This is a genomic window from Streptomyces spororaveus (genome assembly GCF_016755875.1).
Lineage (GTDB): Bacteria > Actinomycetota > Actinomycetes > Streptomycetales > Streptomycetaceae > Streptomyces > Streptomyces spororaveus.
The window spans coordinates 3,159,736-3,184,778 of sequence record NZ_BNED01000005.1 but is presented as its reverse complement, the minus strand read 5'-3'; the positions used below and the strand labels follow the sequence as shown (position 1 = coordinate 3,184,778).

Sequence of the window (25,043 nt, the reverse complement as noted above, 5' to 3'; positions counted from 1 at the left end):
GAATCTCGATTCGGTGAAACTCGGTTCAGTATGATGAGGCCGAGAAGGCGGCGTCAAGTGGGAGCGGGGATCGCGGTGGGAGTGCGCAAGGAGCGGGCGGCCGGCACGGAGGCGGCGCTCAAGGAGGCGGCGCGGGCGCTCTTCCTGGAGCGCGGCTACGCCCAGACGAAGATCACCGACATCACCAAGGCCGCCGGTCGGTCCACCGGGTCCTTCTACGAGCACTTCGCGGGCAAGGACGAGCTGCTGGACGCGCTGCTCGCCGACATGGAGGCCCAGGTGGACCTGGAGGTCGGCGCCCACGACCACCCCCGCGAGCACGACCTCGCCGACCGGGCGCAGCTGCGGACGCATGTGGCGGTCGCCTGGGGCGCCTTCCGGGACCATCTGCCCGTCGTGGTCGCCCTCTTCCAGAAGTCCATGGCCGAACCGCCCGGCTCCGGGCAGGCCTGGGGTCGTCTCGTCGGGGACACCGCGCCGCTGCGCGAGCACCTCGCATACATGCGCGAACAGGGTCATGAGCTGCCCGGGGACCCCGAGCTGGTCGCCGCGGCGGTGGGCGCGATGATCTCGATGCTGGGGTACGCGGCCCTGACCGGCGGGGCCGGGCTCGACGACGACGAGGTGGTGGAGACGCTGACCGCGCTCCTGCACCGGGGGCTGGCCGGTTAACCGATTTGCATCTGCCGCGGGCCTTCACGTAACGTTGGGTTTACCGACGCGGGGTGGAGCAGCTCGGTAGCTCGCTGGGCTCATAACCCAGAGGTCGCAGGTTCAAATCCTGTCCCCGCTACTGAAGACTCAGGGCCCGGATCCATTGGATCCGGGCCCTGAGTCGTTTCCGTCTGCAAGAAGGCGAACGCGCACGCGTAGGGCCCGGACCCCCGAGAGGGGTCCGGGCCCTACGTGCGTGTGCTCAGGCGGCCGCGCAGCTCGGGCAGACGCCGCGGTAGGTCACCTCCACCGCCGAGACGGTGAAGCCGAAGCGTTCGGTGTCCGGCAGGTCGGCGAGCGGGTTGCCCGCCGGGTGCACGTCGCGGATCGCGCCGCACCGGGCGCACACCAGGTGCTGGTGGGGCCGGTGGGCGTTCGGGTCGTACCGCTTGGCGCGGCGGTCCGTGGAGACCTCCAGTACCTCGCCGAGGGTGACGAGCTCGCCCAGGGTGTTGTAGACGGTCGCGCGCGAGATCTCGGGCAGCTTGGCCACCGCGAGCGCGTGCACCTCGTCGGCCGTCAGGTGCACGTGGTCACCGTCGAGCACCTCGGCCACGACACGCCGCTGCGCCGTCATGCGCCAGCCGCGTCCGCGAAGTCGATCCAGCAGGTCACTCATGGACACCAGCCTAACAGCGAGGGGACTCGGTGTAACTCCCGAACCGGTGCGGACTTGGATGCTTACTTGACTTAGACAAAGTCCATCGTAGGATCGGTTACGGCACACGCCAAGGACAGGACGCAGGGAATGACGCAGGAGGCGCACGTGACGCAGGGACCGCTCACCACGGAGGCCGGAGCGCCGGTCGCCGACAACCAGAACAGCGAGACCGCCGGCGTCGGCGGCCCCGTTCTGGTCCAGGACCAGCTGCTGCTGGAGAAGCTCGCGCACTTCAACCGCGAGCGCATCCCGGAGCGTGTGGTGCACGCCCGCGGCGCCGGTGCGTACGGCACCTTCACGCTGACCCGCGACGTCTCCCAGTGGACCCGGGCCAAGTTCCTGTCCGAGGTCGGCAAGGAGACCGAGACCTTCCTGCGCTTCTCCACCGTCGCGGGCAACCTCGGCAGCGCCGACGCGGTCCGTGACCCCCGCGGCTGGGCGCTGAAGTTCTACACCGAAGAGGGCAACTACGACCTCGTCGGCAACAACACCCCGGTGTTCTTCATCAAGGACGCCATCAAGTTCCCCGACTTCATCCACACCCAGAAGCGCGACCCGTACACGGGCTCGCAGGAGGCGGACAACGTCTGGGACTTCTGGGGTCTGTCGCCCGAGTCGACCCACCAGGTGACCTGGCTGTTCGGTGACCGCGGCATCCCGGCGTCCTACCGCCACATGAACGGCTTCGGCTCGCACACGTTCCAGTGGAACAACGAGGCGGGCGAGGTCTTCTGGGTCAAGTACCACTTCAAGACCGACCAGGGCATCAAGAACCTCACCCAGGCCGAGGCCAACGCCCTCGCCGGTGAGGACCCCGACTCGCACCAGCGCGACCTGCGCGAGTCCATCGAGCGCGGCGACTTCCCGTCCTGGACCGTGCAGGTCCAGATCATGCCCGCGGCCGAGGCGTCCGGGTACCGCTTCAACCCGTTCGACCTCACCAAGGTGTGGCCGCACGCGGACTACCCGCTGATCGAGATCGGCAAGCTGGAGCTCAACCGGAACCCGGAGAACGTCTTCGCCGAGGTCGAGCAGTCGATCTTCTCCCCGGCGCACTTCGTCCCCGGCATCGGCCCCTCCCCGGACAAGATGCTCCAGGGCCGCCTCTTCGGCTACGGCGACGCCCACCGCTACCGCGTCGGCATCAACGCCGACCACCTGCCGGTGAACCGCCCGCACGCCACCGAGGCGCGCACCAACTCCCGTGACGGCTACCTGTACGACGGCCGCCACAAGGGCGCGAAGAACTACGAGCCGAACAGCTTCGGCGGCCCGCACCAGACGGACCGCCCGCTGTGGCAGCCCATCGACGTGACCGGCGGCACGGGCAACCACGCCGCCGCCGTCCACAGCGAGGACGACGACTTCGTCCAGGCGGGCAACCTCTACCGCCTGTACTCGGAGGACGAGAAGTCCCGTCTGATCGAGAACCTGTCCGGCTTCATCGCCAAGGTCTCCCGTGACGACATCGTCGAGCGGGCGATCAACAACTTCCGTCAGGCGGACGGTGACTTCGGCAAGCGGCTCGAAGCCGCGGTCCAGGCCCTCCGCGGCTGACACGGAGCGCTTGCCGTCACAGGACGCCGGGCCGCAGCCCTCCTCGGAGGACTGCGGCCCGGCGTCGTCTCACGCGGGGACCGTGCGCCGCGCCGGGACCCAGCAGCGGATCACGTCGCGCACGGACACGATGCCGACGGGTCCTCCGTGCTCCAGCACGATCAGGTGCCGGAAGCCGCCGTGGGCCATGGCCTCGGCGGCTTCCTGCACGGTGGCGTCCGGGGTGCAGAACACGACGTTGTTGGTGGTGTGCGCGCCCACGGACTCCCGGTCCGGGTCGTGTCCCGCGCCGATCGAGTTGAGGATGTCGCGCTCGGTCAGGATGCCGATTCCGCTGTGGTCGGGGTCGAGGACGACGGCCGCGCCGACGCGCCGGCCGGACATCAGGCAGGCCGCCTGCCGGAGGGTGTGTGCGGGTCCGAGGGTGAGGATCACGGTGCTCATGGCGTCACGGACGAGCATGAAGAGAGCCACCTCCTGGGGTGAGTCCCCCCGCCTGGGTGGGTGCGCCCGCGGAGCCGCCTCAAGAGAAACGGTTCACAAGCGCACAAGCGTGGGGAGTACCAGATTCCCATGGACCCGCAGGGCCGACAAGAAGGCGCGCGACGGAGTGTCAGCGGCGCGCGGGACCGTCAGGCGCGCGGGCGCAGCAGACCCAGCATCTCCTCGTGGAGCAGTCCGTTGGACGCCGCGGCGTTCCCGCCGTGCACCCCGTCCACGCCGTCGAGGCTGGTGAAACGACCGCCCGCCTCCTGGACCACGACCGCGATGGCCGCCATGTCCCAGAGGTTGAGCTCCGGCTCGGCGCACAGGTCGAGCGAGCCCTCCGCGACCATCATGTACGGCCAGAAGTCCCCGTAGCCGCGGGTCCGCCAGCACGCCCGGGTCAGGTCCAGGAACCCGGGCAGCCGGCCCTGCTCCTCCCAGCCGCTCAGCGAGGAGTACGCGAACGAGGCGTCGCCCAGCCCGCCCACCTTGGACACGCCGATGGCGCTCGTCGCGCCGAGCGCGCCGCCCGCGTACGCGCCCCCGCCCCTGGTCGCCCACCAGCGGCGGCCCAGCGCCGGCGCGGACACCACGCCGACCACCGGACGGAACTCGCCGTCGGGGTCCTGGGTCATCAGGGAGATCAGCGTCGCCCAGACGGGGACCCCGCGCACGTAGTTCTTCGTGCCGTCGATCGGGTCCACCACCCAGCGGCGCGGACCGCTGCCCTTGAGCCCGTACTCCTCGCCCAGGATGGCGTCGTCCGGCCGTGCGGCCGTGATGCCCGCCCGGATGATCTCCTCGGCCGCCTTGTCCGCCTCGCTGACCGGGGTCATGTCCGGCTTCGTCTCGACCTTCAGGTCGAGAGCGCGGAACCGCTCCGTCGTCACGGCGTCCGCCGCGTCGGCGAGTTCGAGGGCAAGGCGCAGGTCATCGTCATACTCGGGCATGCCCGAACAGTATCGAGACTGCCCCGGCCCGGCCAGCGACGTCCACGGTGCGGCCCCCGTGCGCCCTTGACAGGATCTGGCGACCCGTCAACTCTGGCCGGAGAGAGCCGAACGGGGAGGCGCGGATGCCGGCAGCCCGGGAGTCCTTGCTCGAAGCGGCGGGAGCGGCGCTCTCGGCGCGCCCCTGGCCGGACGTACGGATGGTCGACGTGGCCGCCGCCGCCGGGGTGTCCCGGCAGACCCTCTACAACGAGTTCGGCGGCAAGGCGGGCCTCGGCCGCGCCCTGGTCCGCCGCGAGGCCGACCGCTACCTCGAAGGCGTCGACCGGGCCCTGTCCGCCCCGGCCCAGGCCGCCGAGCGGCTCGCCGCCGTCGCGGAGTGGACCGTACGGGCGGCCCGCGCGCAGCCCCTCGTACGGGCCCTGCTCACCGGCAGCTGGGACGCGGGCCTGCCCGCGGCGGGCCGCCGGGCGCCCGGGCCCGGCGAGCTGGCCCGGGCCGTCCGGGACCGGGCGGCCGCCGCGCTGACGCCGGGGGAGGGCCCGCAGCGCTGCGAACTCGCCGTACGCCTCGCCCTCTCCTACGTGATCGCCCCGGGGGAGGAGCCGGGAGCGGGCGAGCTGCGCCGGCTGCTCAGTGTGCCGACCCGGACAGCTGGAGCCCGATGACGCCCAGGATGACCAGCGAGATCGAGACGAGCTTGAGGGTGGAGACCAGGTCGCCGAGGAAGACCATCCCGTAGATCGCCGTCCCGGCGGCACCGATGCCCGTCCACACCGCGTACGCCGGCCCCACGTCCAGCTTCTTGAGCGCCATCGTCAGCAGACCGAAGCTGCCGAGGGCGAAGCAGGCGAAGGCGACGGTCGGCCACAGGCGGGTGAATCCGTGGGAGAGCTTGAGGCAGACCGCGAAACCGGTCTCCAGGAGTCCCGCGACCACGACCAGCAGCCACGCCATGTCGAATGCCTCCCCGCGTCACGTGACATCACGTCACTCGGTGCGATTATGCATTTATCCAGACAGGGCCCCCGACAAACGCGGCCGAACCTCCCCCGGACGGTCAGTCGCCCTCGCGCCGCTCGCGCGTCTCCAGCAGCCGGCGCAGCGAGTACAGCCGCGCCGGGTCCGCGTGGCCGTCCTCCACCCACTTGTCGAGCGCGCAGTCCTGCTCGTCGTGGCTGCACGCGCGCGGGCACTCCTCGGTGCCCGGCACCAGGTCCGGGAAGGCGAGGATCACCCGGGAGGGGTCCACGTGGTGCAGGCCGAAGGAACGCACGCCCGGGGTGTCGATGACCCAGCCGTCGCCGCTCGGCAGCGGCAGCGCGAGCGCCGAGGTGGTGGTGTGCCGGCCGCGGCCGGTCACCGCGTTGACGTGCCCGGTGGCGCGCTGGCGCCCCTCGGCGACCAGCGAGTTCACCAAGGTGGTCTTGCCGACGCCCGAGTGCCCGACGAAGGCGGTGATCCGGCCGGTCAGCCGTTCGCGCACCCGGTCGGCGGCGTCGCCCGTCGCGAGCTCCTCGCGGTTGGTGACCACGTAGTTCAGGCCGAAGGTCGAGTAGATCTCCAGGATCTTGTCCGCGGAGGTCAGATCCGACTTGGTGAGCACCAGCAGCGGCTCCAGCCCGGCGTCGTACGCCGCCACGAGACAGCGGTCGATCATCCGGGGCCGCGGCTCCGGGTCGGCCAGGGCCGTGACGATGGCCAGCTGGTCGGCGTTGGCGACCACCACCCGCTCGTACGGGTCGTCGTCGTCGGCGGTGCGCCGCAGGACCGACTTGCGCTCCTCGATCCGCACGATGCGGGCCAGGGTGTCCTTCTTGCCGGTCAGGTCACCGACGATCCAGACCCGGTCACCGACCACCGCCGCCTTGCGGCCCAGCTCGCGGGCCTTCATCGCGTGCACGGAACGGCCCTCGACCAGGCAGGTCAGCCGGCCGCGGTCCACGGTGAGGACGAAGCCCTCGGCCGCGTCCTCGTGCTTGGGGCGGATGCTGGTCCGCGGCCGGTTGCCCTTGGGGTTCGGGCGCTGGCGGATGTCGTCCTCGTCGGTGTGCTTGCCGTACCTGCGCATGACGTGCCCTACGCTCCCGCACCCGCTCCGGCTGCCCCGGAGCCCTCGGCGCCCCCGGCGAGCATGTCCGTCCACATCTGCGGGAAGTCCGGCAGGGTCTTCGCGGTCGTCGCCACGTTCTCGATCTGTACGCCCTCCACCGCCAGGCCGATCACCGCGCCCGCGGTGGCCATCCGGTGGTCGTCGTACGTGTGGAACACCCCGCCGTGCATCCGGCGCGGCCGGATGCGCAGGCCGTCGGCGGTCTCGGTGACATCGCCGCCGAGCGCGTTGATCTCCTTGGTCAGCGCGGCCAGCCGGTCCGTCTCGTGCAGCCGCAGGTGTGCGACACCGCGCAGCACCGACTCGGAGTCGGCCAGGGCCGCCACCGCCGCGATGCCCGGGGTGAGCTCGCCGACCTCGCTCAGGTCCACGTCGATGCCGTGGATCTTGCCGGAGCCGGTGAAGACCAGGCCCGCGTCGGTCAGCTCGCAGGAGCCGCCCATCTCGGTGAAGATCCGGCGCAGCGCGTCACCGGGCTGCGTGGTGCGGCGCGGCCAGTCCGGGACGGTGACCGTGCCGCCGGTGATCAGGGCCGCCGCCAGGAAGGGCTGGGCGTTGGAGAGGTCCGGCTCGACGACCATGTCGCGGCCCAGCAGCGCGCCGGGGGTGACCCGCCACACGTCCTTCTCGCCGCCGGCCTCGGGGGTGTCGACCTGGGCACCCGCCGCGCGCAGCATCTCCACGGTCATCCGGATGTGCGGCATCGACGGCAGGTTGCCGCCCACGTGCCGGACCTCGACGCCCTGGTTGAAGCGCGGGGCGGAGAGCAGCAGCGCGGAGACGAACTGCGAGGAGTTGCTGGCGTCGATCTCGACCGTGCCGCCCTCCAGGGCCCCGCCGCCCATGACGGTCATGGGCAGCGCGCCCCGGCCGTCGTCGTCGATGCGGGCACCGAGGGTGCGCAGGGCGCTGATGACCTGGCCGAGCGGACGCTCGTAGGAGCGCGGGTCGCCGTCGAAGCGGATGTCGCCGTCGGCGAGGGTGGCGACGGGCGGCAGGAAGCGCATCACGGTGCCCGCGTTGCCGACGTCCACCGTCGTCGGGCCGTGCAGGGCCGCCGGGATGATCCGCCAGGCCTCGCCGCCCGAGCCGTCACCGGCGGAGCTGGACGAGACGGTCTCCTCGATGCCGACGCCCATCGCGCGCAGTGCGTCGGACATCAGCTGGGAGTCGCGCGAGCGCAGCGGGCGGCGGACCCAGCCGGGCTCGGAGGCGAGCGCGGCCAGCACGAGGGCCCGGTTGGTGACCGATTTGGATCCCGGCACCGTGACGGTGGCGTGGACGGTCCCATCGGCGAGCGGAGCGGGCCAGAGGGCAGGGAGCGCGGGGGTCTCGGTCATGGCCCCCACTTTAGTGGCTTCCCCCGACCCCAGATCTTGATCCCGGCCCCGTCTCAGGGAGCGGTCACAGGGCGAGCAGCCAGCGGGCCCCGCCGATCAGCGAGCACAGCGCGACGACATGGAAGAAGAGCAGCCACACCACCGGGTGCAGGTGCGTGAGCCGACCGAGTTGGTCGGCGTCGGAATCGGGTGCCCCGCCGCCCCGGCGCTTGGACCCCAGCTCGAAGACCGGACGGACCCCGCCGAACAGCAGGAACCACACCACCAGGTACGCGAAACCGGCCTGCACCCCCGCCGGGGCCAGCCAGGACACCAGCAGGAAGGTTCCGCCGGTCAGGATCACCGTCAGCGCCCCGTACGCGTTCCGGATCATCACCAGCATCGCCAGCAGCAGGGCGGTGGCCGCCCACAGCAGCAGCGTGATCCGGTGCGCGGACAGCAGTGCCGCCCCGCCCAGCCCGAGCAGCGAGGGCGCCGTGTACCCGCCCGCCGCGGTCAGGATCATCCCCAGGCCCGTCGGCTTGCCCCGGCTGACGGTGACCCCGCTGGTGTCGGAGTGCAGCCGTATCCCGCTCAGGCGCCGCCCGGTCAGCAGTGCCAGCAGCCCGTGCCCGCCCTCGTGCGCGATGGTGACGGCGTTGCGCGAGAGCCGCCACAGCGGGCGGGGCCCCACCGCGGCCAGCGCGACCAGCCCCGTCACGATCACCAGCCACAGGTCGGGCGGGGTCTGTATGCCCGTGAGCCGGTCCCACAGACCGGCCGTCGTGCTGCTGTCCATAAGGTGGCGGACTCCTTGCGGTGGTGTACGGGTGACATGGCAGTGTGGCAGCCATGTGCGGACGGTATGCGGCGGGTCGCAGGCCCGAGGACCTCGTGGAGGCCTTCGGCATCGAGAAATGGGAGCCGGAGGAGGCCCTGGCCCCCGACTTCAACGTGGCGCCGACGAAAGAGGTCCACGTGGTCCTCGACCGTCCCCTCAAAGACGCCTCGCACCCGCGTCCGGTTCGCCAGCTGCGCGTCCTGAAATGGGGGCTGGTCCCCTCCTGGGCCCAGAACCCCGACGGCGCCGCCCGGATGATCAACGCCCGGTCGGAGACCCTGCACGAGAAGCCGTCCTTCCGCCGGCCCTTCGCGCAGCGCCGCTGCATCGTCCCCGCCGACGGCTACTACGAGTGGGTCACCGCCCACGACGAGCGGCAGCTGGAGGTCGAGGGCAAGAAGAAGCGGGCCCGCAAGCAGCCCTACTTCGTGCTCCCCTCCGACGGCTCCGTCTTCGCCATGGCCGGGATATACGAGTTCTGGCGCGACCGGACCCTGCCCGACGCGCACCCGCTCTCCTGGTGGGTCACCTGCTCGGTGATCACCACGGAGGCCGAGACCGGCCCCCTGGGCGTGGCCCCCGCCGAGGGGCCGCGCTCCCTCGCCGACATCCACCCGCGGATGCCGCTGATGCTGCCCCCGGACCGCTGGGACGCCTGGCTGGACCCGGCGAACACCGACACCGAGGGCTCGCTGCGGGAGCTGCTCGCCCCGCCGCCCGGCGGGCTGATGCGGGCCTACCCGGTGTCGACCGCCGTGAGCAGCGTGCGCAACAACGGCCCTGAGCTGCTGACGGAGCTCGCCGCGCCGGAGGAGGGCACCCTCTTCTGACCCGGGCAGGATGGGACGCATGACCACGCGTACCGAGAGTGTCGACACCCCGGCGGGCGAGGCCCGCATCACCTGGCACCGGGCGCCGGAGCCCGCGCTCGTGCTCGCCGTGAGCCATGGCGCCGGCGGCGGCATCGAGGCCCGGGACCTCCAGGCGCTGGCCGCGGCGCTGCCCGCCCGCGGCATCACGGTGGCCCTGGTCGAACAGCCCTGGCGGGTCGCCGGGAAGAAGGTCGCCGCCGCGCCCAAGGTGCTGGACGAGGGCTGGCGCGGGCTGTGGCCGGCGCTCGCGGAGTCCGGGCTCCCGGTGGTCGCGGGCGGCCGCAGCGCCGGGGCCCGGGTGGCCTGCCGGACCGCCGCCGAGCTGGGGGCCGCCGGGGTGCTGGCGCTGGCCTTCCCGCTGCACCCGCCGGGCAGGCCGGAGAAGTCCCGCGCCGCGGAGCTCACCGGGGCCGGCCGCCCGGCCCTCGTGGTCCAGGGCGGCCGGGACCCCTTCGGACGGCCCGAGGAGTTCCCGCCGCCGGGCGCGCAGGACCCGTACGAGCTCGTGGAGGTGGCGTTCGCCGATCACGGCTTCGCGGTGCCGAAGAAGGCGGACACCACCCAGGAGGACGCGCTCCTGACGATCACCGAAGCGGTGGGGGAGTGGCTCGGGCGGCTCCCCGTGTGAGGCCGGCCGCCCGCGTCCCGGCGAAAGCCGAAACCCCCCGGGTGCCCGGGAATGCGCCGCCCGCCCCTTCTGTTGTCTCGGATGTCGGAACGTACGGGAACTCGTCGGAGGAGAGGGAGCGCATGACCCAGGTCATCAGCCAGAACCGTCGGCAGGCCGCTGACCTGGACTGGACCGTGCTGCCGGCGCCCAAGCGCAGCTCGCTTCGGGCGGCGGAGGGCCGGGAAGGTCGACTATTCTCCGATTCGAGCGGATCCGCTTTCGGAGCCGCCACGCTGTCGGAGGAGGTGGGTCCTGTCGCTGGGACCGACGAAGGCCACGCGGAGGAGACGACCCTGGAGCGCAACGCGCGCTTCGAACGGGACGCCCTCGGCTACCTCGACCAGATGTACTCGGCCGCGCTGCGCATGACGCGCAATCCGGCCGACGCCGAGGACCTGGTCCAGGAGACGTACGCGAAGGCGTACGCGTCCTTCCACCAGTTCCGCGAGGGCACCAACCTGAAGGCGTGGCTGTACCGCATCCTGACCAACACCTTCATCAACTCCTACCGCAAGAAGCAGCGTGAGCCGCAGCGCAGCGCCGCGGAGGAGATCGAGGACTGGCAGCTGGCGCGCGCCGAGTCGCACATGTCGACCGGACTGCGTTCCGCCGAGTCGCAGGCGCTCGACCACCTGCCGGATTCGGACGTGAAGGAAGCCCTGCAGGCCATTCCGGAAGAGTTCCGCATCGCGGTCTACCTTGCCGACGTAGAGGGCTTTGCGTACAAGGAGATCGCGGACATCATGGGTACACCCATCGGTACGGTCATGTCGCGACTGCACCGTGGCCGCCGTCAACTCCGCGGAATGCTGGAGGACTACGCCCGTGAGCGCGGGCTGGTTCCCGCGGGCGCGGGAGAGTCGAACGACCGGAAAGGCTCGGGCTCATGAGCTGCGGAGAGCCGCACGAGACAGAGTGCTCTGAGGTCCTGGATCACCTGTACGAGTTTCTCGACCAGGAGATGCCGGACAGTGACTGCACGAAGTTCGAGACGCACTTCGGCGAGTGCAATCCCTGCCTGGAGAAATACGGTCTCGAACAGGCCGTGAAGAAGCTGGTGAAGCGCTGCTGCGGATCGGACGACGTGCCGACCGACCTGCGGTCGAAGGTGATGGGCCGGATCGAACTGATCAGGTCCGGTCAGGCGGTGCCCGACCACGACGTCACCGCCGACAATCCCGCTCCCGGCTGACTCGCGCGGTGACCGGTTAGACGATTCGACAGCCGCCCCCGGAAGAGCACTTCCTTCACCCGAATGTGCTAATCCGGGGGCGTCCGCATGGCCCAATGCGGAAATGTGGCCCACCTCGCTCCGGGCCCCACCTATTCTCCCCCTTCGGTGCCGGTTCGATTCAGAACCCGTCGGCACCCGGTGTGCACGGCACAGGGGAGGGGAGCGCCATGCGGGTACTTCCGCCGGGGGCGCGCGGATTCATCCTGTGCGCCGTCCTCACGGCCGCCGCGTGCGTCACCCCCGCCCTCACGGATTCCGGTACGCCCTGGGCGGCCGTGGCCCTGCTCGCCGCGCTCTACCTCGGCTGCGCACTCGTCACGAGCTGCCGGCTGCCGGGCAGCCGGGTCCCCGAGGGCATGGGCCCCTTCTTCCCCGTGGTCCTCGCCGCCGTCTTCCTCCTGCCGCCCGCCGCCGCCGCGCTCGTGGCGCTGCCCGGGGGACTGGCGGCGACCGTCGTCCAGCGGCCCGTACGGGTGCGCCGCGTCTGGCACGGCGCCCAGCAGGCCATGGCCGCCTGGGCCGCCGGGCAGGTGTACGGGCTGCTGCACGGCCCGGCGACCCTCGGCGGCGGGCCCTCCACCGGCTCCGGGCCGCCCGGCCGGACGGCCGACTTCCCCGACGTGCTGCTTCCCGCGACGGCCGCGGCCGTCGCCTTCTGCCTGGTGCTCACCGCCCTCGACGGCGGCATCCTGGCCACCGCCGAACGCCGCCCGGCCGCCACCGCCTGGCACGGGCTCGTGACCTCCTCCCTCGCCCCCCACTGCGTCCACGGCCTCGCCGGTCTGATGATGGCCGTCATGTGGCGCAGCCCCTACGGGCCCCCGGCCGGGCTGCTCGTCCTGCTGCCGATGTACATCTCCTGCTGGGTCTTCGCCCAGTACCACCGTGAGCGCGCCGCCCATCAGGCCACCATCCGCGCCCTCGTCCAGGCCGTCGACATCAAGGACCGCTACACACGGGGCCACAGCGAACGGGTCGGCCAGGCCTCCGCGATGATCGCCCGCGAGCTCGGCATGACCGAGGACCGGCTGGAGACCGTACGGATCGCCGGGATCCTGCACGACATCGGCAAACTCGGCGTCCCCACCCGGCTGCTGCGCAAGGACGGGCCGCTCACCCCGCAGGAGCGCCGGATCATCGAGCTGCACCCCGAGTACGGGCACGAGATGGTGCGCGGCATCGGCTCCCTCGGCGAGGCCAGGTCCGCGATCCTGCACCACCACGAGCGGGTCGACGGCTCCGGCTATCCGTACGGCCTGACCGGTGAGCAGATCCCGGTACTGGCCCGGGTGGTGGCGGTGGCCGACGCCTTCGACGCGATGACCTCCACCCGCTCCTACAGCCGGGCCCGGCCGGTGCCGGTCGCCCTCGCGGAGCTGGAGCGGTGCGCGGGGGCGCAGTTCGACCCGTCGATGGTGCGGGCACTGGTCGAAGCGATCGGCCGGACGGGCTGGCACCCGGTGGTGACCTCGGACGAGGACCTCCAGGTGATCCCGGCGGGTGCCGCGGCCGCGGGGATGCCGGGGACGGGCCCGCGGCCGTCGCCCCTGGCCGCCATGCCGGACCAGGGCTCCCGGCCGGCCGCACCCGCTCCGCCGCCGGGCCGGGTCCCCGCGGTTCCCGGCCCGGCCGGCGGGTCGGCCCCGGGCCCGGACGGCCCCGGGGCGGGCGGATGAGGGCCCCGGCCGCGTGGACCGTGCGTGCGGCGGCCGTGGCGCTCACCGGCGCCGCGCTCGGTCACACCCTGTGGAACGGCGTCGCCGAGCCCGGCGCCGCCCTGGCCTTCGCCACCCTGATCACCGTCGGGGAGCTCGCCCGCCGGGACCACCGGGACCGGCGGGACCGCCCGGACCCCCTGGGCCGCCGCCCCGCGCCGCTCGGCACCGCCGGGGCCCTCGCCTACGCCCTGCTCGGCGAGAACGCCGGGCTGCCCACCCACCACGGGGTGCTCCAGACCGTCGCGGTCGTCGTCGCCGCCGTCCTCGCCGGGATCGTCCCCCACATCGCCCGCGGCGGCGGCCCGGCCCTCGACCACCTGTCCCGCCGGGTGCTCACCGTCGCCTTCGCCGCCGTCTGTTTCCAGCCGCTCTACAACTCGGGCCGGCTGGAGCAGCGGGTGGGCCAGGGCCCGTACCTCGTCGTCTTCCTGCTCCTCCTCCTCGGCCTCACCGCCCTGTGCGACGCCGTGCTCGCCGCCGCGCTCGCCGGGGCCCGGACCGGGCGGCCGTACGGCAGGCTGCTGCGCGACGAACTGCGCGCCCAGCTCGGCATCGGCCCGGCGATCTGCGCCACCGGGGTCGTGATGGCGCTCGGCGCGGCCGCCGCGGGGCTGTGGGCCCTCCCCGTCTTCAGCGTGCCCCTGCTGCTGACCCAGCTGTCCTTCCACCGGATCACCGAGATCCGCACCACCTACCGCCAGACCATCACCTCCCTGGCCCGCGCCACCGAGATCGCCGGCTGCACGCGGCCGGGCCACGCCCGCCGGGTGGCCGCCCTGAGCTGCGCCGTCGGCCGGGAGCTGGGTCTGTCGGAGCGGGAGCTCACGGTGCTGGAGTACGCCGCTCTGATGCACGACATCGGGCAGCTCTCCCTGGTCGACCCGGTCCCGGACGGGGCCACGGCCGGGCTGCCGGGCGCCGAGGCCCGCCGGATCGCCGAGTTGGGCGGGGAGGTGGCCCGGCAGACCGGGGTGCCCGCCGAAGTGGCCGTGGTGGTGGAGCGGCAGGCGGATCCGTACCGGGAGCAGCCCACGGCGGCCCGGATCGTGCGTACGGTGAATGCGTACGACGATCTGGTCGGCGGCAGCCGTCACCCGGGTGGCTCACTGGCCGCCCTGGAGAGGCTCCGCCTGGGCACCGGGCACGATTACCAGCCGGAGGTCGTTGAGTGCCTCGCAAGGGTTCTGGCCAGGGGCGGACGTGGCAGAGTGGTGCCCGTCCCACCTGGGTAACCCATGGGTAATGAGCGGCCGTCCGAGTGGGCATGGTTGGATGCCAGTAAGAGGGACCGTAGGAGTGTCCGCAAGGCTGCACCGTAGTCCCCCAGCGATCGCTGGGAGGTGCCCCCAGGCAGGCGGGAATCGTGAGGATCTTCGGGAAGGTACGGCATCGGCCCTCCGCCTCGTGGCGGCAGGCCACCGACCGCGCGTTCACGCTGATCGGCGACGGGCGGTACGAGGACGCGGGCGCGCTCCTGACCAGAGCGGCGGACCTGGAGCCCTGGCTGTCCGAGTCCTGGTTCAACCTGGCCCTGCTGCACAAGTTCCGGCACGACTGGGAGCAGGCGCGGGCCGCCGGGCTGCGTGCCGTGGCCCTGCTGGACCGTGAGACGGGCGCCCCGGACTGGTGGAACGTGGGGATCGCCGCCACCGCGCTGCAGGACTGGCCGCTGGCCCGGCGGGCCTGGCAGGCGTACGGGCTGAAGGTGCCCGGGGACGCGGCCGGGGCGGGCGAGCCGGTCGGCATGGAGCTCGGCAGCGCCGCCGTGCGACTCTCGCCCGAAGGCGAGGCCGAGGTGGTCTGGGGCCGCCGGCTGGACCCGGCCCGGCTGGAGGTCCTGTCGATCCCGCTGCCGTCCTCGGGGCGGCGCTGGGGCGAGGTCGTGCTCCACGACGGCGTCCCGCACGGTGAGCGGGTGACCGCGGCCGGGCCCTCGTACCCCGTGTTCGACGAGATCGAGCTGTGGGCGCCGTCCCCGGTGCCGACCTGGGTGGTGCTGCTGGAGGCGGCCACCGAGGCGGACCGCGACGCGCTGGAGCAGCTGGCCTCGGATGCCGGCTTCGCCGCCGAGGACTGGTCCTCGTCGGTGCGGCTGCTGTGCCGGACCTGCTCGGAGAGCGAGATGCCGAGCGACGAGGGCGACGGCGAGCAGCACCTCGATCCGCACGACCACAGCGAGCCGGGGCATCCCGGACCGCTCGGGCACCGTACGGCCGGCTCGGGCTCCCTGTGGGTCCCCGAGCGCGAATGCGGGATCGCGGCTCCGGCCGGTCTGGTGCGCGGACTCCTCGACGGCTGGGTCGCGGACAGTCCCGGTACCCGCGAGTGGCGGGATCTCGAAGAAGTCTGCTGACCCGGGGCCGTAGGCTGTACGGGCACATCGGTGGCCACCACGACCATCGGTGACCGGACTTACGGAAGGCGTACGGCGGACATGTCGCAGCAGGAGAACGAGGTTGTCGAGAGCGTGAACGACGGGTACGTCGTGGACACCGAGGACTGTGAGGCGCGCGAGCTCGCCCACCGTCAGCGCGGCACGGCCCGTCCGATCACGGTGGTCGGCAACCCGGTCCTGCACCGGGAGTGCAAGGACGTCACCGAGTTCGGCGACGAGCTGGCGCAGCTGATCGACGACATGTTCGCCAGCCAGAAGGCGGCCGAGGGCGTGGGCCTGGCCGCGAACCAGATCGGCGTGGACGCCAAGGTCTTCGTCTACGACTGCCCGGACGACGACGGCAAGCGGCACACCGGTGTCGTCGTCAACCCGAAGCTGGTGGAGCTGCCGGCCGCCGGCCGCGTGCTCGACGACTCCAACGAGGGCTGCCTGTCCGTGCCCACCGCGTACGCCGCGCTGGCCCGCCCGGACTACGCCGAGGTCACCGGCCAGGACGCGCAGGGCAACCCGATCAAGGTGCGCGGCACCGGCTACTTCGCCCGCTGCCTGCAGCACGAGACCGACCACCTGTACGGCTACCTCTACATCGACCGCCTCTCGAAGCGGGACCGCAAGGACGCCCTGCGGCAGATGGACGAGGGCACCCCGCGCTACGAGACGGTCCCGAACGCCTGATCACCCGGAGGCCGGCGACGGCCTATGCGGCCTGCGGGCCCCGGAAGGCGCGCCGGAACGAATTCGGCGTGGTGCCCAGGGTCCGCAGGAAGTGGTGGCGCAGGGCGGCCGCGTTGCCGAAGCCGCAGCGGCCGGCGATCGCGTCCACCGTCTCGCCCGTCGACTCCAGCAGCTCCTGGGCGAGCAGCACCCGCTGGCGCAGCACCCACTTGTACGGGGTGGTGCCGGTCTCCTGGAGGAAGCGGCGGGCGAAGGTCCGCGGGGACATGTGCGCGCGCTCCGCGAGCTGCTCGACGGTGATCTCCTCGCCCAGGTGGCGGGCCATCCACTCGATGACCTCGCCCACGGTGTCGCAGGGCGTGCGCGGCAGCGGCCGCTGGATGAACTGGGCCTGCCCGCCGTCCCGGTGCGGCGGTACGACCATCCGGCGCGCGATGACGTTGGCCACCTCGGCCCCGTGCTCCTGGCGGACCACGTGCAGGCACGCGTCGATGCCCGAGGCCGTGCCGGCGGCGGTGATCACCGCGCCCTCGTCGACGTAGAGCACGTCCGGGTCGACGACCGCCCGCGGGAAACGGCGGGCGAGGGCCTCGGCGTGCATCCAGTGCGTGGTGCACCGGCGGCCGTCCAGCAGCCCGGCGGCGCCGAGGACGTAGGCCCCGCTGCATACGCTGAGGACCCGCGCTCCCCGCTCCACGCCCCGGCGCAGGGCCGCGAGGAGGGGCTCCGGATAGCTGCGCGCACCGGCGTCGCCGGCGGCGGGCAGGCAGATCAGGTCGGCCTCCTCCAGCCGCTCCAGCCCGTGTGCCGGGGTGATCCCGAAGGCGCCGCCGCCCACGGTCAGCGGCCCGTCCTCCGCCGCGCACACGGCGAAGTCGTACACCGGTACGCCCATGTCACTGCGATCGATTCCGAACACCTCGCAGAAGATCCCCAGCTCGAAGGGGGCGACTCCGTCGACGAGGGCCACGGCCACGTTGTTCAGCATGACCCCAGTGTGGCAGTAATTCGGTCTTCCATGACAGTACTGCCACTGTCGATCATGGGCGATCAGGCGGACAGTGGACGTATGACCACCTTCGTGAATTACCTCGCCGTCCTCGCCCTCGCCGCCCTCGTCCTTGCGCCCAGCCTGTACGGGATCCTGCGCGACCGGCGGATCGACCAGCAGATCCGGGCCGTCGCGACCCGGCTGGTGTGGCTCCCCCGCCAGCGCGCGGGCGGCCTCCCGCCCACCCCGCGCCGGCGCGCCCTGCGGCCCGCCGCCCGGCGGTACTGGGGCCCCATCGCCCACTGACGCACCGGGGAACGCGAGAAGCCGGGACACGGACCCTCCCGCATCCCGGCTCCCCGGTCACTCCTCTGGTACTGCTGGAACTCCTGGGACTTCTAGAAGTCCTCGTCCAGGTCGACCGTGCCCTCGACCGCGACCTGGTAGGCCGACGGACGGCGCTCGAAGAAGTTCGTCAGCTCCTGGACACCCTGCAGCTCCATGAAGGAGAACGGGTTCTGCGAGCCGTACACCGGCGGGAAGCCCAGCCGGACCAGACGCTGGTCCGCGACGCACTCCAGGTACTCGCGCATCGACTCGGTGTTCATGCCCGGCAGGCCGTCGCCGCACAGGTCGCGGCCGAACTGCAGCTCCGCCTCCACCGCTTCCTTCAGCATGTCGGTGACCTGCTGCTGGAGGGCGTCGTCGAAGAGCTCCGGCTCCTCCTTGCGGACCGTGTCCACGACCTCGAACGCGAAGTTCATGTGCATGGTCTCGTCGCGGAACACCCAGTTGGTGCCGGTGGCCAGGCCGTGCAGCAGACCGCGCGAGCGGAACCAGTACACGTACGCGAAGGCACCGTAGAAGAACAGGCCTTCGATGCACGCGGCGAAGCAGATCAGGTTCAGCAGGAAACGGCGCCGGTCGGCGGCCGTCTCCAGCCGGTCGATCTTCTCGACCGAGTCCATCCACTTGAAGCAGAACTGCGCCTTCTCGCGGATCGACGGGATCTCCTCGACCGCGTCGAAGGCGGCCGCGCGGTCGTCCGGGTCGGGCAGGTAGGTGTCGAGCAGCGTCAGATAGAACTGGACGTGCACGGCCTCCTCGAACAGCTGGCGCGACAGGTACAGGCGCGCCTCCGGGGAGTTGATGTGCTTGTAGAGCGTCAGCACCAGGTTGTTCGAGACGATCGAGTCGCCCGTCGCGAAGAACGCGACCAGCCGGCCGATCATGTGCTGCTCGGAGGGCGTCAGCTTCGCCAGGTCGGCGACGTCCGAGTGGAGGTCGACCTCCTCGACGGTCCAGGTGTTCTTGATCGCGTCCCGGTAGCGCTCGTAGAAGTCCGGGTAGCGCATCGGGCGGAGCGTGAGCTCGAAGCCCGGGTCCAGGAGGTTCTTGTTGTCGTTGGAGCTCATTACTGGCAGGCCTCGCAGGACTCGGGGTTCTCAAGGGAGCAGGCCAGCGCCTCGGCGTCGGCGACCGCCTGCGGCAGCTCGACGGGGGTGGCCGCCTGCGCGGCACGGGCGATCTTCGTCGCCGGGCGCGAGCGCAGGTAGTACGTGGTCTTCAGGCCCTGCTTCCAGGCGTACGCGTACATCGACGACAGCTTGCCGATGGTGGGCGTCTCCAGGAACAGGTTCAGCGACTGCGACTGGTCCAGGAACGGCGTACGGGCCGCCGCCATGTCGATCAGACCGCGCTGCGGGATCTCCCACGCCGTGCGGTACAGCTCGCGGACCTCGGCCGGGATCCAGCCGAAGCCCTGGACCGAGCCGGAGGAGTCGCGCAGCGCCTCGCGGGTCTGGGCGTCCCACACGCCGAGCCGCTTCAGCTCCTCCACCAGGTAGCCGTTCACCTGGAGGAACTCACCCGACAGGGTCTCCCGCTTGAACAGGTTGGAGACCTGCGGCTCGATGCACTCGTACACGCCCGCGATCGAGGCGATCGTCGCCGTCGGCGCGATGGCCAGCAGCAGCGAGTTGCGCATGCCGGACTTCGCGACGCGGGCGCGCAGCGCGTCCCAGCGCTCCGGCCAGTTCAGCTCGACGTCGTAGTGGTCCGGGTGCAGGACACCGCGGGCGGTACGGGTCTGCTCCCAGGCCGGGAGCGGGCCGCTGCGCTCGGCGAGGTCGCAGGAGGCCTCGTAGGCGGCCAGCATGATGCGCTCGGAGAGCTTGGTGGACAGTGCCCGCGCCTCGGGGGAGTCGAAGGGCAGCTTCAGCTTGAAGAAGACGTCCTGGAGGCCCATCGCGCCCAGGCCCACCGGACGCCAGCGGGCGTTGGAGCGGCCGGCCTGCTCGGTCGGGTAGAAGTTGATGTCCACCACGCGGTCGAGGAAGGTCACGGCCGTGCGGACGGTCTCGTCCAGGCGCTCCCAGTCGATCTCGCCGGTCTCCGTGAGGACGAAGGCGCCCAGGTTGACCGAGCCGAGGTTGCAGACGGCCGTCTCGCCGTCGTTGGTGACCTCGATGATCTCGGTGCACAGGTTCGAGGAGTGCACGACGGTGCCCGGCTCGGCGGTCTGGTTCGCCGTGCGGTTGGAGGCGTCCTTGAAGGTCATCCAGCCCTGGCCGGTCTGCGCGAGGGTGCGCATCATCCGGCCGTACAGGTCGCGGGCGGGCATGGTCTTGCGGGCCAGGCCGTCCGCCTCCGCCTTGCGGTAGGCGGCGTCGAAGTCGTCGCCCCACAGGTCGACCAGCTCGGGCACGTCGGCCGGGGAGAACAGCGACCAGTCGGCGTCGGCGTTCACGCGGCGCATGAACTCGTCCGGCACCCAGTGGGCGAGGTTCAGGTTGTGGGTACGGCGCTGGTCCTCACCGGTGTTGTCGCGGAGCTCCAGGAACTCCTCGATGTCCGCGTGCCAGGTCTCCAGGTAGACGGCGGCGGCGCCCTTGCGGCGGCCACCCTGGTTCACGGCGGCGACGGAGGCGTCGAGGGTCTTCAGGAACGGCACGATGCCGTTGGAGTGGCCGTTGGTGCCGCGGATCAGCGAACCGCGGGCGCGGATGCGGGAGTACGAGAGGCCGATGCCGCCGGCGTGCTTGGAGAGGCGGGCGACCTGGTGGTAGCGGTCGTAGATCGAGTCGAGCTCGTCCAGCGGGGAGTCCAGCAGGTAGCAGGAGGACATCTGCGGGTGCCGGGTGCCGGAGTTGAAGAGCGTCGGGGAGGACGGCAGGTAGTCCAGCCGGCTCATCAGCCGGTACAGCGAGGCCACTTCCTCCACGGCCTGGACGCTGTCGTCGGCGGCGAGACCGCAGGCCACGCGCAGCATGAAGTACTGAGGGGTCTCGATGACCTGACGGGTGATCGGGTGGCGCAGCAGGTAGCGGCTGTGCAGGGTGCGCAGGCCGAAGAAGCCGAAGCGGTCGTCGGCACCCTCGGAGAGGGTCAGTTCGACGAGCGAGTCGAGGCGGCTCGCGTGGGCGCGCACGAACTCGGCCGTACGGTCGGCGATGAGGCCCTCGCGGTGACCGACCTCGACGGAGGCCGAGAAGGAGGTCGAGCCCTGGCTCGCGGCCTCGTCGCGCACGGCCAGCGTCAGCAGGCGGGCGGCGAGCCGGGAGTAGGCCGGGTCCTCGGAGATCAGACCGGCGGCGGCCTCCGTGGCCAGCCCGCGCAGCTCGGCGTCGTCGGCGGCGGAGCTGCGGCCGCGCAGCGCGGAGGCCGCGACCCGGCCGGGGTCGGTGTCGGGGAGGTCCGCCGTAAGTTCGGTGAGGGTACGCAGCAGCGTGGCCCCCGGGCCCTCGGTGTTGTCGCCAGAAGTGGACTCGGCGCGCGGTGCGGAAGGCGCGATGGTCACGGCGGGAGCTCTCCCTCGCTCGGCCCGGGTCATCGGCGGGGCGGGGCGCGAGCGGGCGCATGCGGGCGCGACGAGAACGCGTACCCCGCATGGCGTCCACCGGCCCAACCGCGAGGCCCGGACGAATCGGCACCCGGATCGGTCGAGCCGGGCGCGCTGTCGGCAGGTCATCGGACTTGGCGTCCGGTAGCCGGACACTTCATACCGTTGCGGGACAGTTCCGGATTCGCACCGGATTCCCCTGCGGCGACAGCAGGCATGAGCATACATGTGGGGGCGGCCCTGTGCGGTAACCCCCACATGTAGTGTCGGCGTGGCTACAGCTTGAGTCGGTAAGTGAGGAGTGTCAGGCCCTCGATCGGCGCCCAGTCCCGCTCCGGAGTGCGTACGAAGCCCAGGCGCGCGTAGATCCGATGGGCTCCGGCCATGCTGCGCTGGGTGGACAGGACGAGGCCGGTCACGCCCTCCAGGGACCGCGCCCGCTCGACGCAGGCCCGCACCAGAGCCTCGCCGGCGCCCTGGCCGCGCGCCTCGTGAGCCACCGCGAGCATCCGGAACTCCGCCTCGTCGGGAGCCGCGATGTCGGCGAGCGGGCTGCCGGGAGCGGCGAAGGTCACACCGCCCAACAGCCGTTCCTCCCGCACGGCGACGAGCACCTCGGCCCGGGCGGCGCGGCCGGCCACGTCGCGCAGCACGTCCAGGTAGGGGTCGGCCTCGTTGAAGTCCAGATGCCCGTCCGTGAGATAGGCCCGCGCCGTGATCTCACCCAGCTCCGCGTACTCGGCGGGCAGCGCCGCCCTGATCACCATGTCCATGCGGTCGAGTGTGCAGGACGGCCCCGGCGGGCGGCGCTATCGTCGGAGACAGCACCGTCGAGGAAGGTGAGCGAGGCATGACCGTGATGACCGACCGCCCCCACATGCTGACCGAGGAGTTCGAGACCCTCGCGCGTATAGGCGCCAGAGAAGTGGAGGGGCTGCGGTTGGAATTCATCGACGGGAAGCTGGGGGTCAAGGCAGTGCCGGACGGGGACCACGGACTGATCATCGAGTGGCTCTTGCGCATCTGCATCCAGCACCGGCCCGACCTGTTCCTGTATGGCGAGCAGGGATTGCGAGTGCAGCAGTATCGCGAAGGGCGCGCCAGGCCTGACGGCGTTCTGGCGCCGAGTGGCTTCATGAAGGCGCAAGGCGAATGGGTCGCCCCGGACCCTGTCCTGATGGTCGTCGAGGTCACCTCCTACGATTCCGACACCGACCGGCGCGACCGCATCGAGAAGCCTCGGGCTTTCGCCGAGACCGGTATTCCGGTCTACCTCTTGATCGACAGGGACAGCTGTGAGGTCTCTGTTCACAGCGAGCCCGACGGGCGGCGGTACGAGACAGTCCGCACCGTTCCCTTCGGCAAGGACGTTCATCTCCCTGACCCCGTCGGCATCACCCTCCCGACCGAGCCCCTCAAGGACTGGGTGCGCTGAGCAACGCCGAAGGGCCCCGCCGCAGGACGCGGCGGGGCCCTTCACGTGCGTCAGCAGCAGCGGAAGCCCTCGCGGGGGTCCGCCTCGCGGGCGTCCGTACGGGCCCGTTCGAAGGCGCGGCGGGTGAGGACCTCCGCATCCGGGTCGTGGGAGCGGGCGTGGGCCACGTAGCGGTCGTACGCGGCCTCCCCGGAGAACTCCCGTACGTAGAACCGCGCCTTCGCCAGCGCGCTGCGTACGCTCATCAGGCCACCGGTTCCTTGACCTGCCCACCGCCGGAATCCAGACCCGCCGCGGTGAGTTCCGCCCGCTCCTCGGCGGTCGCGATCAGCCCGGCCGGGGCGACGATCTTCGACTCGGTCCAGGGGGTCTCGGAGAGGGTCGCCGACCCCGGGTCGCGGACGGCCTTGACGCAGGTCCGGGCCGCGTCCGCGAGGACCACGACGATCAGGGCGGCGAAGAGCGCGCACAGGACGCCGTCGACGGTCGCGTTCGTGACGATCGTGTGCATGTCGTCCATGTTCTTCGCGGGAGCCAGCACCTTGTCGGTGTCGATGCCCGCCTGGTACTTGTCGCGCTGGGCGAAGAAGCCGACCTTCACGTCCTCGGAGAAGACCTTCTGGTAGCTGGCGGTGAGGGTCACCGTGGCGTCCCAGACCAGCGGAACGCCCGTCACCCAGGCCCACTTGAGCCGGCCGGACTTGACCAGCAGCGTGGTGCAGACGGCCAGGGCGACCGCGGCGAGCAGCTGGTTGGCGATGCCGAAGAGCGGGAAGAGCTGGTTGATGCCGCCCAGCGGGTCCTTGATGCCGACCCACAGGAAGTAGCCCCACGCGCCGACCACGATTGCGCTCGCGAACCACACGCCGGGCTTCCAGCTGACATCCTTGAAGGACTTGTGCACGTTGCCGAGGGTGTCCTGGAGCATGAAGCGGCCCACGCGGGTGCCGGCGTCGAGCGTCGTCAGGATGAAGAGCGCCTCGAACATGATCGCGAAGTGGTACCAGAAGGCCTTCATCCCGGCGCCGCCGACGACGGAGGAGAAGATCTCCGACATTCCGAGTGCGAAGGTCGGAGCGCCACCCGTGCGCGAGAGCAGCGTGGCTTCCTCGACGTCCTTGGCGGCCTGCGCGAGCGCCTCGGGGGTGATGGCGAAGCCGAAGTTCGTCACCGCCTGGGAGGCGGACTCGACCGTGGTGCCGATGACCCCGCCGGGGGAGTTGACGGCGAAGAAGAGGCCGGGCTCGATGATGCAGGCCGCGATGATCGCCATGACGGCGACGAAGGACTCGGTCAGCATGGCGCCGTAGCCGATCATGCGGACCTGGGTCTCCTTCTGGATCATCTTCGGGGTGGTGCCCGAGGAGACCAGGGCGTGGAAGCCCGAGAGCGCGCCGCACGCGATGGTGATGAAGACGAAGGGGAACATCGACCCGGCGAAGACCGGTCCGTCGCCGCGGGCCGCGAAGTCGGTGACCGAGGGCATCTTCAGGGTGGGCATCGCGACGACCACGCCGATGGCGAGGAGCGCGATGGTGCCGACCTTCATGAAGGTGGAGAGGTAGTCGCGGGGCGCGAGCAGCATCCACACCGGCAGCACCGATGCCAGGAAGCCGTACACGACCATCCAGATGACCAGCGTCTCCTTCTCCAGGGTGAAGGTCCCGGCGAAGGAGGACTCGGCGACCCAGCCGCCCGCGACGATGGCGAGCAGCAGCAGGGCGACGCCGATGACGGAGACCTCGGTGACCCGGCCCGGCCGCAGCACGCGCAGGTAGAAGCCCATGAAGACGGCGATCGGGATGGTCATGCCGATGGAGAAGACGCCCCAGGGCGAGTGCGCCAGGGCGTTGACGATCACCAGGGCCAGCACCGCCAGCAGGATGATCATGATGGCGAACACGGCGACCAGGGCGGCGGCCCCGCCGACGGGGCCGATCTCGTCCCGGGCCATCTGGCCGAGGGAACGCCCGTCGCGGCGGGTGGAGAAGAAGAGGGTGACCATGTCCTGGACGGCCCCGGCGAAGATGACTCCGGCGACGATCCAGATGGTGCCCGGCAGGTAGCCCATCTGCGCGGCGAGGACGGGTCCGACGAGCGGGCCCGCGCCGGCGACGGCGGCGAAGTGGTGGCCGAAGAGCACCCGGCGGTCGGTGGGGTGGAAGTCGACACCGTTGTCGAGGCGTTCGGCGGGGGTGGCCCGGGTGGCGTCGACCTTCAGTACGCGGTCCGCGATGAAGCGCGCGTAGAAGCGGTAGGCGATCGCGTACGAGCCCAGTGCGGCGGCGAGCAGCCAGGCGGCGGAGATCTCCTCGTCGCGCGAGAGCGCCAGTACGCCCCAGCCGATGGCGCCGACGAGTCCGACGAGCACCCATGCGGCGACGGACTTGGGAGTGGGGCGGGATGAGCTGGGTGGTACTGACTGCTCTGGCACGGTCGTGTCCCCTCGCTGACGGCCTGTAGGAGTGGCCAGGAAATCTAGGCGAGGGACGTGTCCAGCGTCACCCCCCGTCCGCATATCGGTATGGCAACACCGCTCGGGGGCAAGGAGGGTGACGCCCGGTCGGCCCA

Annotated in this window: 26 protein-coding genes, 1 tRNA gene and 1 riboswitch; of the genes, 14 read left to right on the top strand and 13 right to left on the bottom strand. The window is 71.5% G+C overall.

What is annotated here, in order from left to right; translation table 11 throughout:
* Nucleotides 1-57 precede the first annotated feature (57 nt).
* Both Sspor_RS16435 and Sspor_RS16430 read left to right on the top strand, forming a co-directional pair.
* The gene (locus Sspor_RS16435) at nt 58-672 is read left to right on the top strand and encodes a TetR/AcrR family transcriptional regulator (protein WP_237403886.1); all 615 of its coding nucleotides are present in this window, start codon (nt 58-60) and stop codon (nt 670-672) included.
* A 47-nt stretch (nt 673-719) separates the two neighbouring features.
* A tRNA-Met gene (locus tag Sspor_RS16430) sits at nt 720-793 on the top strand.
* Between the two features lie 123 nt (nt 794-916).
* On the opposite strand, the gene Sspor_RS16425 is transcribed toward Sspor_RS16430, so the two are convergent.
* Nucleotides 917-1,333: a Fur family transcriptional regulator gene (locus Sspor_RS16425; RefSeq protein ID WP_202199810.1), complete on the bottom strand. Its 417-nt coding sequence runs from the start codon at nt 1,331-1,333 to the stop codon at nt 917-919.
* A 129-nt stretch (nt 1,334-1,462) separates the two neighbouring features.
* Between Sspor_RS16425 and Sspor_RS16420 the strand changes: the two genes are divergently transcribed.
* On the top strand, nt 1,463-2,932 hold the full coding sequence (locus tag Sspor_RS16420) for a catalase (RefSeq protein WP_202199809.1): 1,470 nt from the start codon (nt 1,463-1,465) through the stop codon (nt 2,930-2,932).
* Nucleotides 2,933-3,001: 69 nt separating this feature from the next.
* Here the strand turns inward: Sspor_RS16420 and Sspor_RS16415 are convergent, their stop codons facing one another.
* Nucleotides 3,002-3,394 carry a CBS domain-containing protein gene (locus Sspor_RS16415; RefSeq protein ID WP_202199808.1) on the bottom strand — a complete coding sequence of 131 codons (393 nt, stop codon included), beginning with the start codon at nt 3,392-3,394 and terminating at the stop codon, nt 3,002-3,004.
* Nucleotides 3,395-3,564: 170 nt separating this feature from the next.
* On the bottom strand, nt 3,565-4,368 hold the full coding sequence (hisN, locus tag Sspor_RS16410; RefSeq protein ID WP_202199807.1) for a histidinol-phosphatase: 804 nt from the start codon (nt 4,366-4,368) through the stop codon (nt 3,565-3,567).
* 125 nt (nt 4,369-4,493) lie between these two features.
* Between hisN and Sspor_RS16405 the strand changes: the two genes are divergently transcribed.
* On the top strand, nt 4,494-5,036 hold the full coding sequence (locus Sspor_RS16405; protein ID WP_202199806.1) for a TetR/AcrR family transcriptional regulator: 543 nt from the start codon (nt 4,494-4,496) through the stop codon (nt 5,034-5,036).
* On the opposite strand, the gene Sspor_RS16400 is transcribed toward Sspor_RS16405, so the two are convergent.
* The 4 genes from Sspor_RS16400 to Sspor_RS16385 form a co-directional block, all read right to left on the bottom strand.
* On the bottom strand, nt 5,002-5,325 hold the full coding sequence (locus tag Sspor_RS16400; RefSeq protein WP_202199805.1) for a DMT family transporter: 324 nt from the start codon (nt 5,323-5,325) through the stop codon (nt 5,002-5,004). The two genes, Sspor_RS16405 and Sspor_RS16400, sit on opposite strands and share 35 nt — an antisense overlap.
* A 103-nt stretch (nt 5,326-5,428) precedes the next feature.
* Nucleotides 5,429-6,439 (bottom strand): ribosome small subunit-dependent GTPase A, encoded by a 1,011-nt coding sequence (gene rsgA / locus Sspor_RS16395; RefSeq protein ID WP_202199804.1) that lies wholly within the window; start codon nt 6,437-6,439, stop codon nt 5,429-5,431.
* Nucleotides 6,440-6,447: 8 nt separating this feature from the next.
* On the bottom strand, nt 6,448-7,821 hold the full coding sequence (gene aroA / locus Sspor_RS16390; RefSeq protein ID WP_202199803.1) for a 3-phosphoshikimate 1-carboxyvinyltransferase: 1,374 nt from the start codon (nt 7,819-7,821) through the stop codon (nt 6,448-6,450).
* 64 nt (nt 7,822-7,885) lie between these two features.
* Nucleotides 7,886-8,599, bottom strand: coding sequence for a M50 family metallopeptidase (locus Sspor_RS16385; protein WP_202199802.1), 714 nt, complete (start codon nt 8,597-8,599; stop codon nt 7,886-7,888).
* 53 nt (nt 8,600-8,652) lie between these two features.
* On the opposite strand from Sspor_RS16385, the gene Sspor_RS16380 reads away from it, so the two are divergent.
* The 8 genes from Sspor_RS16380 to def all read left to right on the top strand — a co-directional run bounded on the left by Sspor_RS16380 (nt 8,653) and on the right by def (nt 16,205).
* The gene (locus Sspor_RS16380) at nt 8,653-9,471 is read left to right on the top strand and encodes an SOS response-associated peptidase (RefSeq protein ID WP_202199801.1); all 819 of its coding nucleotides are present in this window, start codon (nt 8,653-8,655) and stop codon (nt 9,469-9,471) included.
* A 19-nt stretch (nt 9,472-9,490) separates the two neighbouring features.
* Complete coding sequence (locus tag Sspor_RS16375) at nt 9,491-10,141, top strand: alpha/beta hydrolase family protein (protein WP_202199800.1); 651 nt, start codon at nt 9,491-9,493, stop codon at nt 10,139-10,141.
* A gap of 287 nt (nt 10,142-10,428) precedes the next feature.
* The gene (locus Sspor_RS16370; protein ID WP_030385954.1) at nt 10,429-11,073 is read left to right on the top strand and encodes a sigma-70 family RNA polymerase sigma factor; all 645 of its coding nucleotides are present in this window, start codon (nt 10,429-10,431) and stop codon (nt 11,071-11,073) included.
* Nucleotides 11,070-11,375 carry a mycothiol system anti-sigma-R factor gene (gene rsrA, locus Sspor_RS16365; RefSeq protein WP_030012982.1) on the top strand — a complete coding sequence of 102 codons (306 nt, stop codon included), beginning with the start codon at nt 11,070-11,072 and terminating at the stop codon, nt 11,373-11,375. Before Sspor_RS16370 ends, rsrA begins: the two co-directional genes overlap by 4 nt.
* Before the next feature lie 209 nt (nt 11,376-11,584).
* Nucleotides 11,585-13,093 carry an HD-GYP domain-containing protein gene (locus tag Sspor_RS16360; RefSeq protein ID WP_202199799.1) on the top strand — a complete coding sequence of 503 codons (1,509 nt, stop codon included), beginning with the start codon at nt 11,585-11,587 and terminating at the stop codon, nt 13,091-13,093.
* Nucleotides 13,090-14,367: an HD-GYP domain-containing protein gene (locus tag Sspor_RS16355; protein ID WP_202199798.1), complete on the top strand. Its 1,278-nt coding sequence runs from the start codon at nt 13,090-13,092 to the stop codon at nt 14,365-14,367. Before Sspor_RS16360 ends, Sspor_RS16355 begins: the two co-directional genes overlap by 4 nt.
* Nucleotides 14,368-14,498: 131 nt before the next feature.
* Nucleotides 14,499-15,488 carry a tetratricopeptide repeat protein gene (locus Sspor_RS16350; protein ID WP_030011692.1) on the top strand — a complete coding sequence of 330 codons (990 nt, stop codon included), beginning with the start codon at nt 14,499-14,501 and terminating at the stop codon, nt 15,486-15,488.
* A gap of 81 nt (nt 15,489-15,569) precedes the next feature.
* Complete coding sequence (gene def / locus Sspor_RS16345) at nt 15,570-16,205, top strand: peptide deformylase (protein WP_202199797.1); 636 nt, start codon at nt 15,570-15,572, stop codon at nt 16,203-16,205.
* Nucleotides 16,206-16,227: 22 nt separating this feature from the next.
* Here the strand turns inward: def and Sspor_RS16340 are convergent, their stop codons facing one another.
* Nucleotides 16,228-17,193: a helix-turn-helix domain-containing protein gene (locus Sspor_RS16340; RefSeq protein ID WP_202199796.1), complete on the bottom strand. Its 966-nt coding sequence runs from the start codon at nt 17,191-17,193 to the stop codon at nt 16,228-16,230.
* 81 nt (nt 17,194-17,274) lie between these two features.
* Here Sspor_RS16340 and Sspor_RS16335 point away from each other — a divergent pair, with 81 nt between their 5' ends.
* Nucleotides 17,275-17,502 (top strand): hypothetical protein, encoded by a 228-nt coding sequence (locus tag Sspor_RS16335; protein ID WP_202199795.1) that lies wholly within the window; start codon nt 17,275-17,277, stop codon nt 17,500-17,502.
* Nucleotides 17,503-17,594: 92 nt separating this feature from the next.
* Here Sspor_RS16335 and Sspor_RS16330 read toward each other — a convergent pair whose 3' ends face one another.
* The 3 genes from Sspor_RS16330 to Sspor_RS16320 all read right to left on the bottom strand — a co-directional run bounded on the left by Sspor_RS16330 (nt 17,595) and on the right by Sspor_RS16320 (nt 21,810).
* Nucleotides 17,595-18,611, bottom strand: a complete 1,017-nt coding sequence (locus Sspor_RS16330; RefSeq protein ID WP_030385960.1) for a ribonucleotide-diphosphate reductase subunit beta — start codon at nt 18,609-18,611, stop codon at nt 17,595-17,597.
* The gene (locus tag Sspor_RS16325) at nt 18,611-20,995 is read right to left on the bottom strand and encodes a ribonucleoside-diphosphate reductase subunit alpha (RefSeq protein WP_202199794.1); all 2,385 of its coding nucleotides are present in this window, start codon (nt 20,993-20,995) and stop codon (nt 18,611-18,613) included. Before Sspor_RS16325 ends, Sspor_RS16330 begins: the two co-directional genes overlap by 1 nt.
* A 144-nt stretch (nt 20,996-21,139) precedes the next feature.
* Nucleotides 21,140-21,261: riboswitch (cobalamin riboswitch) on the bottom strand.
* Nucleotides 21,262-21,312: 51 nt separating this feature from the next.
* Nucleotides 21,313-21,810 (bottom strand): GNAT family N-acetyltransferase, encoded by a 498-nt coding sequence (locus tag Sspor_RS16320; RefSeq protein WP_202199793.1) that lies wholly within the window; start codon nt 21,808-21,810, stop codon nt 21,313-21,315.
* 77 nt (nt 21,811-21,887) lie between these two features.
* Here Sspor_RS16320 and Sspor_RS16315 point away from each other — a divergent pair, with 77 nt between their 5' ends.
* A complete protein-coding gene (locus Sspor_RS16315; protein WP_202199792.1) occupies nt 21,888-22,472 on the top strand; it encodes a Uma2 family endonuclease in 585 nt (194 codons plus the stop codon).
* A gap of 50 nt (nt 22,473-22,522) precedes the next feature.
* On the opposite strand, the gene Sspor_RS16310 is transcribed toward Sspor_RS16315, so the two are convergent.
* Nucleotides 22,523-22,717 (bottom strand): YbdD/YjiX family protein, encoded by a 195-nt coding sequence (locus tag Sspor_RS16310; protein ID WP_033218637.1) that lies wholly within the window; start codon nt 22,715-22,717, stop codon nt 22,523-22,525.
* Nucleotides 22,717-24,990 carry a carbon starvation CstA family protein gene (locus tag Sspor_RS16305; RefSeq protein ID WP_372499734.1) on the bottom strand — a complete coding sequence of 758 codons (2,274 nt, stop codon included), beginning with the start codon at nt 24,988-24,990 and terminating at the stop codon, nt 22,717-22,719. The genes Sspor_RS16310 and Sspor_RS16305 overlap by 1 nt, the downstream gene beginning before the upstream one ends.
* Between the last annotated feature and the right edge of the window lie 53 nt (nt 24,991-25,043).